Source organism: Stenotrophomonas sp. Marseille-Q4652 (genome assembly GCF_916618915.1).
Taxonomy (GTDB): Bacteria; Pseudomonadota; Gammaproteobacteria; order Xanthomonadales; family Xanthomonadaceae; genus Stenotrophomonas.
The window spans coordinates 227279-242953 of the sequence record NZ_CAKAKE010000001.1 but is presented as its reverse complement, the minus strand read 5'-3'; the positions used below and the strand labels follow the sequence as shown (position 1 = coordinate 242953).

At 67.3% G+C, this 15675-nt stretch carries 13 protein-coding genes; 4 read left to right on the top strand and 9 right to left on the bottom strand.

Features of this window, described 5'->3' with window-relative positions:
• Positions 1 to 30: 30 nt before the first annotated feature.
• Positions 31 to 2688, bottom strand: coding sequence for a M1 family metallopeptidase (locus LG380_RS01040; RefSeq protein ID WP_225763195.1), 2658 nt, complete (start codon positions 2686 to 2688; stop codon positions 31 to 33).
• Between the two features lie 103 nt (positions 2689 to 2791).
• Positions 2792 to 3505 (bottom strand): AraC family transcriptional regulator, encoded by a 714-nt coding sequence (locus LG380_RS01035; protein WP_225763194.1) that lies wholly within the window; start codon positions 3503 to 3505, stop codon positions 2792 to 2794.
• 212 nt (positions 3506 to 3717) lie between these two features.
• Here LG380_RS01035 and LG380_RS01030 point away from each other — a divergent pair, with 212 nt between their 5' ends.
• Both LG380_RS01030 and LG380_RS01025 read left to right on the top strand, forming a co-directional pair.
• A complete protein-coding gene (locus LG380_RS01030; protein ID WP_225763193.1) occupies positions 3718 to 4125 on the top strand; it encodes a hypothetical protein in 408 nt (135 codons plus the stop codon).
• A 446-nt stretch (positions 4126 to 4571) separates the two neighbouring features.
• A complete protein-coding gene (locus tag LG380_RS01025) occupies positions 4572 to 5198 on the top strand; it encodes an MBL fold metallo-hydrolase (protein ID WP_225763192.1) in 627 nt (208 codons plus the stop codon).
• Between the two features lie 22 nt (positions 5199 to 5220).
• Here LG380_RS01025 and LG380_RS01020 read toward each other — a convergent pair whose 3' ends face one another.
• From LG380_RS01020 to LG380_RS01000, 5 genes are all read right to left on the bottom strand, one after another.
• A complete protein-coding gene (locus LG380_RS01020; protein ID WP_225763191.1) occupies positions 5221 to 6564 on the bottom strand; it encodes an MATE family efflux transporter in 1344 nt (447 codons plus the stop codon).
• 110 nt (positions 6565 to 6674) lie between these two features.
• The gene (locus LG380_RS01015) at positions 6675 to 8342 is read right to left on the bottom strand and encodes an ATP-binding protein (RefSeq protein ID WP_225763190.1); all 1668 of its coding nucleotides are present in this window, start codon (positions 8340 to 8342) and stop codon (positions 6675 to 6677) included.
• On the bottom strand, positions 8329 to 9840 hold the full coding sequence (locus LG380_RS01010; protein ID WP_225763189.1) for an ATPase domain-containing protein: 1512 nt from the start codon (positions 9838 to 9840) through the stop codon (positions 8329 to 8331). The genes LG380_RS01015 and LG380_RS01010 overlap by 14 nt, the downstream gene beginning before the upstream one ends.
• A gap of 207 nt (positions 9841 to 10047) precedes the next feature.
• Positions 10048 to 10380 carry a thioredoxin family protein gene (locus tag LG380_RS01005; protein ID WP_225763188.1) on the bottom strand — a complete coding sequence of 111 codons (333 nt, stop codon included), beginning with the start codon at positions 10378 to 10380 and terminating at the stop codon, positions 10048 to 10050.
• Positions 10381 to 10408: 28 nt separating this feature from the next.
• Positions 10409 to 10717, bottom strand: a complete 309-nt coding sequence (locus LG380_RS01000; protein WP_225763187.1) for a hypothetical protein — start codon at positions 10715 to 10717, stop codon at positions 10409 to 10411.
• 149 nt (positions 10718 to 10866) lie between these two features.
• On the opposite strand from LG380_RS01000, the gene LG380_RS00995 reads away from it, so the two are divergent.
• Positions 10867 to 11322: an ABC transporter substrate-binding protein gene (locus LG380_RS00995; RefSeq protein ID WP_225763186.1), complete on the top strand. Its 456-nt coding sequence runs from the start codon at positions 10867 to 10869 to the stop codon at positions 11320 to 11322.
• Positions 11319 to 12266: a cation transporter gene (locus tag LG380_RS00990; protein ID WP_225763185.1), complete on the top strand. Its 948-nt coding sequence runs from the start codon at positions 11319 to 11321 to the stop codon at positions 12264 to 12266. The genes LG380_RS00995 and LG380_RS00990 overlap by 4 nt, the downstream gene beginning before the upstream one ends.
• Before the next feature lie 84 nt (positions 12267 to 12350).
• On the opposite strand, the gene LG380_RS00985 is transcribed toward LG380_RS00990, so the two are convergent.
• Entirely contained in the window at positions 12351 to 12542 is a 192-nt protein-coding gene (locus LG380_RS00985; RefSeq protein WP_225763184.1) for a hypothetical protein, read from the bottom strand.
• Positions 12543 to 12581: 39 nt separating this feature from the next.
• Positions 12582 to 15488 carry a DEAD/DEAH box helicase family protein gene (locus LG380_RS00980; RefSeq protein WP_225763183.1) on the bottom strand — a complete coding sequence of 969 codons (2907 nt, stop codon included), beginning with the start codon at positions 15486 to 15488 and terminating at the stop codon, positions 12582 to 12584.
• Between the last annotated feature and the right edge of the window lie 187 nt (positions 15489 to 15675).

Here is a 15675-nt window from a genome sequence, read left to right as displayed (position 1 = left end):
GCCGCCCGTGCTTCTTCTGCCTGCGCCCGCTTACTTCACGTTCGCATCCAGCCAGGCATCCAGCTGCGGCCGACGCTGTGCGCGCAGCTTGACCGCGGTCTCGATGCGGGTTGCCACGGTTTCGGCGTCACGGCGCGAGCCTTCGGCGATGTGCTCGGCGGCGAAGGCGCGGACCTTGGCTGCCATCGACAGGTCGTTGGCCGCGCCCGCCAGGCCCGGGTAGTAGCGCGAGCGCGAGGTGGAGTCGACCAGGCTGTCCACCTTTTCGCGATGGCCGGTGGCGAAGTCGAATGCCAGCTGCGGATGTTCACGCGACACGGCCGCGATCAGCGCCGCACCACCGGTCGCGCCCGGCTCGGGCGTGAGTGCCATGTCCAGCGCACGTTGTGCCAGCGCCTTGTCCGCCGGCAGGGCCAGCAGGTTGAAGTACTGCTCGCGCACCAGCGAAGCGGTCTCGGCGTTGGCGAGCTTGCGCAGCGTGTCCCAGGTGGCGGCATCAGCGTTGCGGGCGACGAGGCCGAGGACAGTGCGGCGCAATTCCGGTGACAGGCTCTCCGGCTGCGCGAGGAAGGCATCGAAGCGACGCCGTGCCTCGGCCAGCACCGCCTCGTCGCCCAGCCCGCCAAGCGTGGCGATCAGGCGCGTGCGCAGCTGCTTGGTTTCGGCCGAGTCGTCCTTGCGGTCATCCCAGCCCAGCGACTGCATCACCGGCGACAGCCGGGCGATGGCAAATCGACGGAACTGCGTCTGCCGCGGGTCATCGCGATACAGCTTGTCAATCGCGCCCATCGTGCCGGCGGCGACCAGCCACAGGTCGGTGGCCGCATCGGCCGGGAGCGTGGTGACCAGGTCCAGCAGGTCGGCTTCGGGCTGCTGTCCCACCACGGCCAGCGCGCTGGTATCCATGAACACACCTAGCTGGTCCACCGCTGGCAGGCTGTCAAAGCCGGTGCGCAGCGTCTTGAAGTGACCGGGGGAATACAGCGTACGGAAGTAGCCCTTCTGCCCGGCGTTGACCACCACCGGTGCCTTGCAGCCCGACAGCTCCACCTGTGAGATGCCATCGACCAGCACGGTCACCGGTTCGGCCTTGCCGGCGCGCAGCTTCACCGGCACCTGCCAGCGCAGTGGCGTCTTGCCGGGCTGGTCCAGCGAATACTCGCCCTGTTCCAGCGCCACGCGGGTCTTGCCACCCACGCACTGCGCATCAGCCTTGATCAGCGGAACGCCCGGCTGCAGGGTGAAATCATGCGCGACCTGCAGGAAGTGTTTGCCCGGCGCCGCCCTGTCCATCTGCTCCCACAGCTGGTCGGTCACCGCGTTGCCATAGGCATGGGCAGCGATGTAGCTGCGTACGCCGTCGCGCCAGGCATCGGCACCGATGTAGTCCTCGAGCATGGAAATCACCGCCGCGCCTTTTCCGTAGGTGATGGCATCGAATGCCTGGCTGGCCTGCTCCACGGTCTGTACGTGCTGCACCACCGGGTGAGTGGTGGCATAGGCATCGCGCTCCATCGCACCGCGGCTGGTGAAGGCGGCGCGGGTGTCATTGAGGTTCCACTCCGGATGCAGCTTGCGCGTGGTGCGCGCGGCCATCCATGTGGCGAAGCCCTCGTTCAACCACAGGTCGTCCCACCACGCCATCGTGACCAGGTTGCCGAACCACTGGTGGGCAATCTCGTGCGCGGCCGTGGAATAGATGGCCTGCTGGTCGCCGATGCTGGAGATCTTCGGGTCCACCAGCAGGATGTGCTCGAAGCTGAAGATCGCGCCCCAGTTCTCCATCGCGCCGAAGAACTGGCTGCGGCCCGGCGCGGCAATGTTGTCCAGCTTCGGCAGCGGGTATGGCACGCCGAAGTAGTCGTTGAATTCGCGCAGCACCTCGTCGCTGGATTCCAGCGCGAAACGCGCCTGGTCGATCTTGCCCTTCTGGGTGATGACGCCGATCTCCACGCCATCCGGGCCCGCCTTCGCGGCGCGCTCGAAATCGCCCACGGCCAGGAACAGCAGGTAGGTGGACATCTTCGGCGAGGTGCCAAACACCACCTGCTCCATGCCCTTGCCGATGCCGCGCGTTTGTTTGACCGGCATGTTGCTCACTGCCATCTGCCCGGCCGGCACATTCATCGTCAGGTCGAAGGTAGCCTTGAAGTTGGGCTCATCCCATGAGGGCACGAAGCGACGGGCGTCGGAATTCTCGAACTGGGTGAACAGCGCCTTCTTGTTGCCGTCTGCGGTCGGGTACTCGAGCACAAACAGGCCATTGGCCTGGGTGCCGATCAGCCCGGTGTAATCGGTGCTGAGGGTGTAGCTGCCGGGCGCCAGGATGCGGCCGGCATCGAAGCTGGCCGTCTGGTTGGCCGCGTCGGCGCTGGCCTTGAGCGTGATTGTCTTGCCGTCGGGCCCGGTGAGCCGGCTGTTGGAAAAGTTCATGTCCACGGCCTGCAGCACGATGCTGCGGGTCGGCTCCAGCACCTCGAGCGCGATCTCCACCTTGCCGGTGAAACGCCGCGCCTCGACGTCAGGCGTCACCTCGATGCGGTAATGCGACGGACGGGCGGTGGCAGGCAACTGCGTGGTGATTGCCTTGCCGGCGGCCGGGGCGGCCGGGCCAGCTTCGGTGGCGAGTACATCCACCGCCGTGAGTGCCAGTGCCAGCGAGACAGCAACAGCCAGGGTACGACGCATGGAATTCCCCCTTCGGAACCTTGATGAAGGCGCGATTGCCCGAGTTGATCATCCGCCGGTGCCAGTGATGCCCCCACCGCCAGAAGTCATGCGCGAGCTCTGCTCAATGCGATCCCGCGCCCCCGCCCACCTGCAACCGGTATTGCCGCGGGGCCATGCCGGTTTCGGCCTTGAACTTGCGGGTGAACGCGCTCTGGTCGGTGAAGCCGCAGGCCTGGCCGATGGCGGCGATGCTGTCCGGACCGTGCAGCAGGTGCATGGCCATCTGGATGCGCAGGCGGCTGAGCACCTGCTGCGGCGTCATCTGGAACACCTTGCGGAAGCTGCGCTCGAGCTTGGACAGCGAGAAGCCGGTGATGTCCAGCAGGGTCTGCATGCGCACGTTCTGGCCGTAGTTGGCGTTGAGGTAGTCCAGCGCAAGGCGCAGCGGCTCGTACTCGCCTTCCAGCCCACCGCGCTGGCCGAGGTCGCGCGAGATGCCGATCAGCCCGACGATGCGTCCGTCCACCACGATCGGCCGCTTGCAGCTCAGGCACCAGCCCGGCTGGCGGTTGGCGAACAGGTGCAGCTCCATCACGTTCTCGATGACCTCGCCGGCCAGCACGCGCTCGTCCTGGGCCACGTAGTCCTCACTCATGCCGGCCGGATACACCTCGTCGGCGCGCTTGCCGATCACCAGCGCGCGCGACTTCACCCCCAGCCGCTGCAGCATGGTCTTGTTGACATGGGTGTAGCGCCCCCGCGTGTCCTTGGCGAAGAACAGCACGTTGGGAATGGCATCGAACAGGGCTTCGATCTCAGCCGGATCTACGCGCATCGCTTCCATGGTCCTGGGGCCGACATTACCGGCCATTATGGCCCAGCGTCCCAGCTCCACCGACGGCGGTCCCGGTAGCTGTCATCCATTGGTCCACGATCACGATTTGCTGCCAGATGGAGCAAAAACGGAGGGGCCCGCTTGCGGTAGCGTTGCCGGTCGCCGGGAGTGACCCGCCTGCCGCCAGACCGCCCTTCACGTCGAGGTTTCCGATGAGCTTCCCTTCCGCCTCCCGCTATGCCGTCGGCCAGTTATGGCAATGCCGAGGACGCACTGCCGATGAACAGCCGACCGTGCTGATCAACCGCATCGACGAGCATCCGCTGGGCGGGCAGATCTTCCATGTCACCCTGGACAACCTGCGCATCCGCAACCCGCACGCGCCGGGTGGCATCCAGACCAGGATGGCGCATGCGCCGATCACCGCCCCGACCCTGGATTACAGCGAGCCGACGCTGATTGGCGAGCGCGAGACCGACCCGGCCTACCTGGAAGGCTACGGCCAGTGGAAGCAGGCCTTCGACGCGGGCAATGCCGGTGCCTTCGGCAATACCGTGGCCGCGATCACCACCATCATCGAAAAGCAGATCAACGACATTCCCAACATTCCACCGCGTTGAGGTGGACTCGCCTTCCCATGCCTGTCGCATGCGCTGGGATTGCATCGCCTCTGCGGCGGGCCGCCTGGCGTGCCGTTGCGGTGAACACCACTTGGCGCTGCCTTCCCGCTGCCGAGCCCGCAACATCCGCCTGCGCAGCGCGACGCGCTTACCCTGCGCATGATCTCGGTCCCTGCCGTTACAAACGGCGATCGCCACGCCGGGGGTTTGCATGATCGTGCACCACCTGAGCTGCATCTCCACCTGTCCAGTGGGCGGCCACCTGATGGACGGGCGCACGCCGCGACTGACCCGGGCAACGCTGGCCTGCCATTGCCTCCTGCTGGAGACCGCCGACAGGCTCGTGCTGGTGGACACCGGACTGGGCCTGCGCGACGTGGCCGCGCCGCGGGACCGCTTGAGCGGCTTCTTTCTCGGCTTGCTGTCGCCTGACCTGCGCAGGGATGATGACCGCTGCGCATCAGGTCCGTGCACTCGGCTATGCACCGGAGGACGTCACCGACATCGTCCTCACCCATCTGGATTTCGACCACGCGGGCGGCCTGGATGATTTCCCCGCTGCCACCGTGCATCTGCGCGCGGTGGAGCAGCAGTTCGCCGAGCGGCAGCACACCTGGCTGGACCGCCAGCGCTTCCGTCCGGCGCAATGGGGATCGCGCCTCCGCTGGCGAACCTACGACGACGCGCGCACTGAAACCTGGATGGGCTTCGACAGCGTCTCCGGCCTGCACGGCCTGCCGCCGGAGATCCTGATGTCGCACCTGCCCGGCCACACCCATGGTCATGCCGGCGTGGCAATCCGTCGCGACCAGGAGTGGCTGCTGCTGGCCGGAGACGCCCATTTCGATCGCCGCGAAATGGACCCCGAGCCCCGCTGCACCCCAGGACTGCGCCTGTACCAGTGCCTCATGGAGAAGGACCGCCGCGCCCGGCTCGAACACCGTGACCGCCTGCGGCACCTGGCACTTCGCGAGTCGGGGGTAACCATCTTCTGCTCACATGATCCGGTGCAGTTCGAAGCACTGGCCGGTCGCGCGCTCGGCGAACCCTGCCGACCGCGCGCGAGCGGCTGATCGGCACCGTGCGCTGCCAGGCTCAGCGCAGCCCGCGCTCCAGCCGCCGGTAGTACGGCAGCAACGCCAGCACACGTGCCACCACGAACAGCACGAAGGCCGCCCATAACCCGTGGTTGCCCCAGGTCGCCGCCATCGGCAGCGCGCAGGCGAGGAACATGGCCAGCGAGATCAGCCCCGCATTGCGCATCTGCCGCGTGCCGGTCGCGCCAATGAACACGCCATCGAGCTGGAACGCGGCCACTGACAGCAGCACGTACAGGCCCGCCCACGGCAGATAGACGCCGGCCAACGTGGCGACCTCGCCGAGCGAGGTCAGCGCTTTGATCACCGCGTCACCACCCAGCCACACGCTCACGGCCAGCAGCAACGCCGTGGCCAGCGCCAGTTCGCTGGTCAGCCGCACCGCGCGGCGGAAGCCGGCGCGGTCACGAGCGCCAACCGCACGGCCGACCTGCGCCTCGGCCACGTAGGCAAAGCCATCGAGGAAGAACGCACTGAAGGACACCAGCTGCAGCAGCAGGTGGTTGGCCGCCAGCGTGGCATCACCGAACGTCGCGCCCTGCCGGGCAAACCAGCCGAAGCCGGCCAGCAGGCACAGCGTGCGCACCATGATGTCGCCATTGGCCACCAGCGTGCGCCGCAGCCGCGCGCGATCGGCGATCCGCTGCCAGTCCAGGAAGTGCGTCGCATCACGATGGCGTGCGCGCAGCACACGCCACACCAGCCAAGCCGCGACAACACAGGTGGTCCATTCGGCGATCGCCGTGCCCAAGCCGATGCCGCGCGCGCCCAGGTCCAGCGTGCCGGCCAGCAGTACGTCCAGGCCGGCGTTCAAACCGTTGAGCAGCAACTGCACGGCCAGCAGGCTGCGACTGCGGCCCAGCCCGACCAGTGCGCCACTGAGTGCATACAGCGCCAGCGCCGCTGGCGCGCCCCAGACCCGGGCGCTGAAGTACTCACGCCCGGTCGCAGCCACCGCATCGCTGGCATCCATCACCGCGAAGTAACCCACCGCCAACGGCCACTGCAGCAGCCAGATCACTACGCCCAGGCCCGCGCCCATCAGCAGCGGCCGCGCCAGCGCCGCACGCACCTCGGCCTCGTCGCCGGCGCCGGCGGCCTGGGCGATGAAGCCGGTGGTGGCCATCCGCAGGAAGCCGAAGCTCCAGTAGACGAAGTTGAACAGCAGCGCGCCCAGCGCCAGCGCGCCAAGGTCGGCCGTGCTGCCGTAGTGGCCAATCACCGCGGTATCGACCAGGCCGAGCAACGGCACCGAGGCGTTGGCGAGGATGATCGGCCATGCCCGGCGGGCGATCCCGGCGCGGGTCAACGGGTCGGCATGGGCGGTGGAAGCAACAGTCATCGGGCAATGATGCCGGAGCCTGTGGCTCCGGACATGCAAGCCCGCCTGACGCGAACAGGCTCAGCCACGTACCGCCGCTGGCCTGGGTTCATCGCGGACATAAAGCGCCGCTAGTGCTCGTGCACCTTCTGCAACTGCTGCTGGACCGCCGCGCGCAGGTCCTCCAGTGAGTACGGCTTGCGCAGCACCGGGATGTCCAGTTCCTGCGCCTGCGAGCCGATCGAGTCGGCGAAGCCGCTGGTGAGCAGGATCGGCAGTTCCGGCCGGCGCTGGCGTACTTCCCGCGCCAGGTCGATGCCATTGGTACCGCCGGGCATCATCACGTCGGAGAACACCAGGTCGATATGGCGGCCGTTGGCCAGCGCCCCCAACGCCGCACGCGCGCTCATCGCGTGCACCACCTCGCAGCCGATGGAGCGCAGCATTTCCTGGACCAGGCTGGCCACCTCCTGCTCGTCCTCCACCAGCAGCACGCAGTGGCCGGGCGTTTCGGCCGGCGCCTGCTTCCTCGCCGGCGGAGTGCGGTCCAGCGGCAACGGGTGCGGCGAGCGCGGCAGCAACAGCACGATCGCCGTGCCCTTGCCCGGCGCCGAATCGATGTCCACCCGCCCACCGGACTGCTGGGCAAAGCCATACACCTGGGCCAGCCCCAGGCCCGAGCCCTTGCCGACATCCTTGGTGGTGAAGAACGGCTCGAACACGCGTGCCTTGACCGCCTCGCTCATGCCCGCGCCGGTGTCGCGCACTTCCAGCCGCACCATTTCCTGCGCCTGCCCGTCCACCTGTTCGATCACGTTTTCCGCGCGGATGGTGAGGCATCCACTGCCGCTCATCGCATCGCGCGCGTTGACGGCCAGGTTGAGCAGGGCGATCTCGAACTCGCCCGCATCGACATGCACCGGCCACAGGTCCGGTGCCAGCTGCACGTTTACCGTCACATCGCCGCGCAGGCTGCGGTCCAGCAGTTCGCCCATGTTGTCGAGCAATGCGGGCAGCAGCGCCGCTTCGGCATGCAGGGCGTGGCGCCGCGAGAACGTCAGCAACTGACGGGTGAGCGATGCGCCGCGGGCACTGGCCTGGCGCATCGCCTCGATGAAGCGCTCGCGGCGTGCCGGATCATCGGTGGTATCCAGCATGTCCAGCCCGGCGCTGATCACCATCAGCAGGTTGTTGAAGTCGTGCGCCACGCCACCGGTGAGCTGGCCCAGCGCTTCCATCTTCTGTGCATGACGCAACGACAGCTCGATCCGCGCGCGGCGGTCCATCTCCTCGCGCAGGCGTCCGTTGGCCTCGTGCAGCTGGGCGGTGCGCTGCTCCACCTGGGCTTCCAGGGTCGCCGCCGCGGCCGCGCGTGCATCCAGCAACGCGCGCACCTCCAGCTGGCGGGCGCGTGCGCGCAAAGCCGCCTTGATCACGCTGATCAGGGTGATGGGCTGGACCGGACGTTCCAGCAGCGCCACGTTGCCCAGGCGCTCGACCTGCTCCTGCCGCCAGGCAGCAGCCCGTGGATGGTCCACGCGGCTGGTCAGCATCACAAACGGCAGGTCCGACCACGGAGGCTGGTTTTCAACCCAGTGGGCAAGGCCCTCCGCCGGCTGGCCGACCATCCCCTCCTCGGCGACAAAGACGGCCGCGGCTCCGTCCAGCTCGTTCAGCAGGTGCGCATGGTCGCGGCAGATGCGGGCGGCGATGCCGGCCCGTTGGAGGAGGTCGAACGCTGCAGTGGCATCGCGCCCGGTGGGGGCGAACACCAGGACGGGGGCGTCATCCAGCGGCATGTTCTTCGCCTGGCAACAAGGGCATCCCATCACCTGTGTAGGTCGGCACGCCCGCCAGTACACCTCTGAAGTCGGTAAGCGGCGGCCCCACCACCAGCCCGCGCTGGCCCAGCTGGAATTCGCGGATGCTTTGCTCGTGGTAACCGCTGCGCTTCTTCACCACCGACATCGCCCGCCTCACCCGGCCTGCATGCTCGAAGTAACGCAGCATCAGCACCGCATCGCTCAGGTAGCTCAGGTCCAGCGGTGCGTCGACCGGACCGACCATGCCGTGCTGGGCCAGCACCAGCAGTGTCACCACGCCCTGCTGGGCCAGGAACGTCAGCAGTTCGTGCATCTGCAGGATAAGGAAGCGCCCGTCCGGCATGGCGTTGAGGTAGCCGTTGAGGCTGTCGATCACCACCAGCCGGACGCCGTCCTCATCTACCCGCCGGCGCACGATGGACGCGAACTCGCCGGGCGACATTTCCGCCGGGTCGATCTGCTGGAACATCACCAGCCCCTGCTCCATCGCCGGCAGCAGGTCCAGGCCCAGGGCCTGGGCGCGCGCCACGATCGTGCCGCGTCCCTCGTCGAAGGCGAACAGCGCGGTGCGGTCGCCGCGCCCGGCAGCGGCCATGGCGTAGGTCAATGCCAGCGAGGACTTGCCGACACCGGCCGGGCCGATCAGCAGCGCATTGGTGCCACGTTCCAGCCCGCCGCCCAGCATCATGTCCAGGCCGGGATTGCCGCTGGGGGCAAAGTCTCCGGTGAATATCGTGTGGTGCTCGGACGCCACCAGCCGCGGGTATACCTCGATGCCACCGCGCACGATCTTCATGTCGTGGAAACCGCCACGGAAGTCCATCCCGCGCATCTTGATCACGCGCAGGCGGCGGCGTTCGGCGCCGTAGTCGATCACCAGCTGCTCCAGCAGCACCACACCGTGGGAAATCGAATGCAACTGCAGGTCGCCCTCGGACGAGGTCATGTCATCCAGCAGCACCACCGTGCAGTTGCGGTTGGCGAAGAACTGCTTGAGCGCCAGCACCTGGCGGCGATAGCGCAGCGAGTTCTGCGCAAGCAGGCGCAGCTCGGACAGGCTGTCGATGACCACCCGGCTGGGATTGACCTGTTCCACCCGGTCCAGGATCAAGCGGGTCGTCTGCCCCAGCTCCGCTTCGGCCGGGTGCAGCAGGGTGATCTCCTGCTCCTGTTCGAGCATGGCCTCGGAAGGGGCCATCTCGATGACTTCCACCCCCGACAGGTCCCAGCCATGGCGCTCGGCCACAAGCTGCAGTTCGCGCTGGCTTTCGGACAGCGTGATGTAGAGCACCCGCTCGCCACGCCGCGCGCCCTCGAGCAGGAACTCCAGTGCCAGGGTGGTCTTGCCGGCGCCCGGGCGGCCTTCGTAGAGATAGAGCCGGTCCGGATCCAGCCCGCCGCCGAGGATGTCATCCAGGCCCGGGTTGCCGGTGGAAATACGCTTGCCAATCTGTTGGCCGGAGCCGTGCTGCATGGTGGGACCTTCCGCGTTCGCGCGGGACATGGGATGAGCCACTATCCCGAACTGATGTGAAGGCAGCGCGGCGTTGGAGGCCTGTGTATTCAAGCAAGCCGCGCCTCACCCGGCGACCGAAAAATGCGCGGGTCAGGGTAGCCGGCAGCTGCATCGCGGCAACGGGTTGCCGCGCACACCCAGGCATCAACAAACCCGGTCCCTGTCTCACCCCGCAGCCAACACCTCGCGCAGCGGCGCCAGGTCCGCATCGGAGACCGGCCGCACCACGCGTGCCAGCTCCTCGCCACCGCGCATCAGCACCAGCGTCGGCCACAGCTTGACCCGGAACGAGCGGCCCAGCGGCTTGCCGCGGCCGTCCTCGATCCGCAGGTGTTCCAGCTGCGGGTATTCACCGACCAGCGCGCGGATTGCCGGCTGCGCGGCCTGGCAGTGGCCGCACCACGGCGCGCCGAATTCCAGCAGCAGGGTTTCCGCGCGTGCATCCACGTCGGCACGGGCGGGTTCGGTGTCCAGGTAATGCGTTGCGTAACCGCTCATCGTCAGGCTCCTCGGTCAGGACAGTGTGCTACAGCCGCTCCACCGCGCTGGCACGCACCAGCACCTCGTCCTGGCGGAAGCGCTGTTCCAGCTGCCCGCGATAGCCGCGCCACCAGCCGTGGTCAACGTGCTCGGCCATCACCTCCAGCAGCACAACATCATCGCGCTGCACATCACCCTCGTCGTCTTCCCACAGCCCGACGGCCGGCGAGCGCACGAAGGCAGTGACGCCGCCGAACTGCTCGGCCAGCTCCGCGCGTACCTCGTCGAACAGCGCCCGGGGGAAGGCCGCGCCCTCGTTGTCATACAGCGGCAGGAACAGCTGGATCAGGTGCATGGCAGGGCCACCAACAGGGGTCTGCGATCACCTTGGCATGCAGCTCGTGGCCATCACGTGTGCGCGTCCCGGCACAAGGTGCTGCAATGGTGACGGGCCTTTCACCCCACTGCGTCCATAAGGCCGGCATGGCCCGCTCACTGCTCTTGATGCTTTTGCTGCTTGCCCTGCTCGGTCTGCCCGGTTGCGACCGCTACCCGCGCGATGCCGACGGGCTGAGCGAACAGGCCGCCAGCCACGGCATGCGCGTGGGCGCCAGCCACGATCCGCCGTGGGTGATCGTCGGCGCCGATGGCTCGGTCAGCGGCGAGGAGGCCGCCCTGCTCGAGCGCTTCGCCGAATCGCGCGGCTACCGTGTGATCTGGCAGCCGGGCGCGCACGAAGCGCTGATGCGCGAGCTGCAGCACGCGCGCCTCCATGCGGTGATCGGTGGCCACCACCCGGACACGCCGTGGAAGCCGGATGTGGGCTGGTCGCGCCCGCATGGCCTGCGCGCTGGGCCGCACGGCCCCATGCCCGAGCGTCGCATTGCCCTGCCGCCGGGGCAGTCGGCCTGGCAGCTGGCCGTGGACACCTGGCTGGTCGAACACGAGGGCGCGCGATGAGTATTGCCCAACGCCCCACCCCACGCGCCCTGCCGCCGGAACAGCGCGAGGCCCTGCACCGCGCCGAGCGCCTGTGCCGCTGGACCCTGCTGTGGATGTCGCTGGTCTCGATCACCATGTACCTGGTCATGGGCGGTTCGCAGGCGATGAAGACCGCGCTGGTCGAGGACGTGCTGAGCCTGGTGCCGTCCATCGCCTTTCTCGTGGCCAGCCGCTTCCGCCGCAAGGGCGTGGACGAGGAGTACATCACCGGACGCGAGCGCGCCTTCGACATCAACTTCCTGATCTCGGCCGTGGCCCTGACCGGCGTCGGCCTGGCGCTGGTCTACGACGGCGTGCATACCCTGCTCACCGCCACGCGGCCGGTGGTCGGCAGCGTGGTCATCGCCGGCCACGTGCTGTGGCAGGGCTGGCTGATGATGGCGGTACTGGCGCTGTCCGCCGTGCCTCCAGTGATCCTGGGCCACAAGAAACTGGCGCTGGCCAGGAAGCTCAGCCTCAAGCCGCTGCATACCGATGCCGACGTCAGCAAGGCCGACTGGATGACGGCCGCCGCCGGCATCGTCGGCGTGGCCGGCATCGGCATGGGCTGGTGGTGGGCCGATGCGGTGGCCGCGCTGGTGATCGCCGGCAGCATCCTGCGCGACGGCGCCGGCAACCTGCGCGCCGCCGTGCGCGACCTGCACGATGCCCGCCCGCAGACCCTGGACCGCAGCGATCCCGATCCCCTGCCCGAGCGCCTGTGCGAGCGCATCAGCGCCCTGCCCTGGGTCCACGGCTGCGCGGTGCGCCTGCACGAGGAAGGCTTCCGCCTCTCCGGCGTGGTGCTGCTGGACAATCCGCAGGTCAGCCTCGAACAGGCCGAGGAGATCCGCAGCGTCGCCCGTGCCCTGCACTGGCGGCTGGACCGGATCGAGGTGGCGGTGGGGAACGGGGGCGACTGAGCCCGTAGCCGCCCGGAGCCACCGCGCTGAAGCAGAAAAGGAAAGGCCGCCCGGGGGCGGCCTTTGTTCAAGCAGACGCGGCACTCAGGCCGGCTCGGCTTCCTTCAACGGGGCGACCGGTTCGGTGCGGCGCTTGCGCGCAAAAAGCGCCGACAGCATCTGCCGCAGGCCATCCAGCCCGGCGCCCTTGCCGGACACCTTCAGCACCGCATAGCCCTCCAGCGAGGCGCTCATCAGGTCGCTGCCCAGCAGGGAAATAGGGCCAGGTTCATTCAAGCGCTGCGCAAGTTATCGGCCCAGGGCGAAACCGGCGAATCAGCGGGCCGAGGCAGCGACCTGGCCGGAAGTTCCCCTCGCACGCAGCGTTTCGTACAGCTGCCCCGGCCCCAGGAGGATGTCTTTCAGGCCCTGCTGGACACGTGGGGAATCCAGCGCCTGCTGGCTCATCGTGGCATGGGCCTCGAAGGCATCGATAATGGCGTCCACCAACGCGCGGGTCAGGTCCGGAGAATTGCCAAATTGCTCCTTGGAATTGTCGGCTGCTTGCCGCACAAGGGTCGCGTTCTGCAACAGCTTGCCCTTGATGGCCCCGTTTACGTACTGCAGCTGGTCCTCGTCCGTGATCTGTCCCTCGAACAGCCCGTTGACTCGCTCGATGATCTCGGAGAGGTACGCCTGCTCCTTTTCCCGCACGCCACCGCTGCCCACGCCATCCATTGGTGACAATGGGTACGCCTCGGCACCGGGCAGACTGAGTGCCTGCGCCCCCCGACTGCGCAGCGTGTGGTGAGTGAGCACCACTTTGGACAGATCCACGGTGTCGCGCTCGCGCCCGAACTCCAGCAGGGGCAGCAGCCGGCGGTAGAACAGGAAGCGTTTTTCGATGTCGGTGTTGCCGTAATCGAACATCTGCGACAAGAACGCGTAGATCCGGTTGAACGCACCCATGTCGCCCTTGAACAACAGCAGGGCGTCCAGCGTGTCCTTCGCTTCGCCGGCTGCCTGGCCATCGCCTGCCGCCTCGGCCGTGGCCAAGGCATGGGCGGCGGATTGGTAGCGCTTGAGCAACCGGTCGGCCACCGGCTGGATCGCAGCCACCAGTTGTGACTGCTTTGCATCCGGGTCCAGCTCCACCTTCGCCACCCGCTCGACCTCGTACTGGTCGTAGTGGCCAGCCGCGTCAAGCTTGGCCCGCAGGTCCAGGACCATATTGGGGTCGGTGGTCGCCTCCAGTTCGGCAGTCTCGTAGTAGGTGCGGAATGCCTGCAGGATCTCGTCGGTGTCGTTCTGGAAGTCGAGGATGTAGGTGGTGTCCTTGCCAGGATGGGCCCGGTTGAGCCGCGACAGGGTCTGCACCGCCTGGATGCCACCCAGCTTCTTGTCCACGTACATGCCGCACAGCAACGGCTGGTCAAACCCGGTCTGGAACTTGTTGGCGACCAGCAGCAGTTGATACTCCGGCAGCGTGAATGCCTCGCGGATATCACGTCCCTTCAGGCCGGGGTTGAGCAGCGCACTACCTTCGGCGACCGGCTCTGGGAAACTTTCGGGGTCGTCGACCTCTCCCGAAAAAGCGACCAGCACGTCCAGCGGATATCCCTGGCTCGCGATATAGGTGCGTATGGCCTTCTGCCATCGCACTGCCTCGCGGCGCGAGGCCACCACCACCATGGCCTTGGCCCGGCCCTCCAGAAGCGGCTGCACGTTCTCGCGGTAATGTTCCACCACCACCTGCACCTTGGCGGCAATGTTGTAGGGGTGCAGGCGAACCCACTGCATGATCCCCTTCATGGCCGTGCTGCGCTCCACCTCGGCGTTGTCGAATTCCTTGCCGTTGTGGGCCAGCCGGAAAGCCAGGCTGTAGGGCGTGTAGTTCCTCAGGACATCGAGAATGAAACCTTCCTCGATGGCCTGGCGCATCGAGTACACATGGAACGGCTGCGGCAGGCCGTCGGGCCCGGGGCGTCCGAACAGTTCGAGCGTCTTGGCCTTGGGGGTGGCGGTGAAGGCAACGTAAGTCAGACCGGACTGGGCACTGCGTGCCTCCATCTGTGCAGCAAGCAGCGTTTCGGTGTCGACCTCGCCGCCGTCCTGCAGTTCTTCCCATTCCTTCGCGCTCAGCAGCTCCTTGAGCTTCGCTGCCGCCTGCCCGGTCTGCGAGCTGTGCGCCTCGTCGGCAATGACCGCAAACCTCTTCCCCTCGGTAGCTGCCAGCTCCTGTACGGCCTTGAGCGCAAACGGGAAAGTCTGGATGGTGCAGACGATGATCTTCTTGCCAGCCTTGAGCGCCTCACCCAGCTGGGCGCTCTTGCTACCTTGCTCGCTTGTAATGGAAGCCACAACCCCGGTTGTGCGCTCGAAGTCGAAGATCGCTTCCTGCAATTGCGAGTCCAGCACCGTGCGATCGGACACCACCAGGACGCTGTCGAACATCTTCGCATTGGCGGCATCATGCAGGTCGGCGAGGAAGTGTGCCGACCAGGCGATCGAGTTGGTTTTTCCAGAACCGGCCGAGTGCTGGATCAGATAGCGCTGTCCCGGGACACTGGCGCGCACATCGGCCACCAGCTTCCGGGTCGCATCCAACTGGTGGTAACGCGGGAAGATGATCGTCTTCAGCTGCTTCTTGCTGTCGCGCTTTCCGATCAGGTAGCGCCCCAGGATTTCCAGCCAGCTGTCCCGGCCCCAAACCTCCTCCCACAGGTAACGGGTGGCCGCGCCCTCGGGATCCGGCGGATTGCCTGCACCGCCGGCATTGCCGCGATTGAACGGCAGGAAGGTCGTCCCAGCGCCCGCAAGCCGGGTCGTCATCATCACTTCGGACTGGCTTACGGCGAAATGCACCAGCGCCCCTCCGGGGAAGGCCAGCAGCGGCTCCGCCAAGCCGCCCTTGGGATGCAGGTCACGATCGAACCGGTACTGGTCGACCGCATCCCCGACAGACTGGGTGAAGTCGGATTTCAGCTCCGCCGTGGCCACGGCGATGCCGTTGACGAACAACACCAGGTCGACACAGTCATTGGGCCTGTTGGGCGAGTGCTTGACCTGGCGCACCACGCGCAGCCGGTTGGCTGCGTAGAGCTGCTCGGTCACCGGGTTCAGCGAGAGGGCTGGGCGGAACTGCACCAGTGACAGCGGACGCTTGAGCCCCACCATCTCCACCCCGCGACGCAGCACCTCCAGGGTGCCGCGTTCGTCCAGGTTCTTGCGGATGCGCTGCACCAGCACGGTCTGGGCCTGTGGGCCGTGCGCCTTTGCCAGGGCCTGCCAGCTGTCCGGCTGGGTAGCCTGCAGCCAGGCGACCAGATCCGGCGGGTACAGGGCGTGCTGCCGGTCGTAATGCGCCGCGTCGCCTTCGGCGTAGAGCCAGCCACTGCTGGCCAGGTGCTCGCAGATCTCGCGCTCGAAG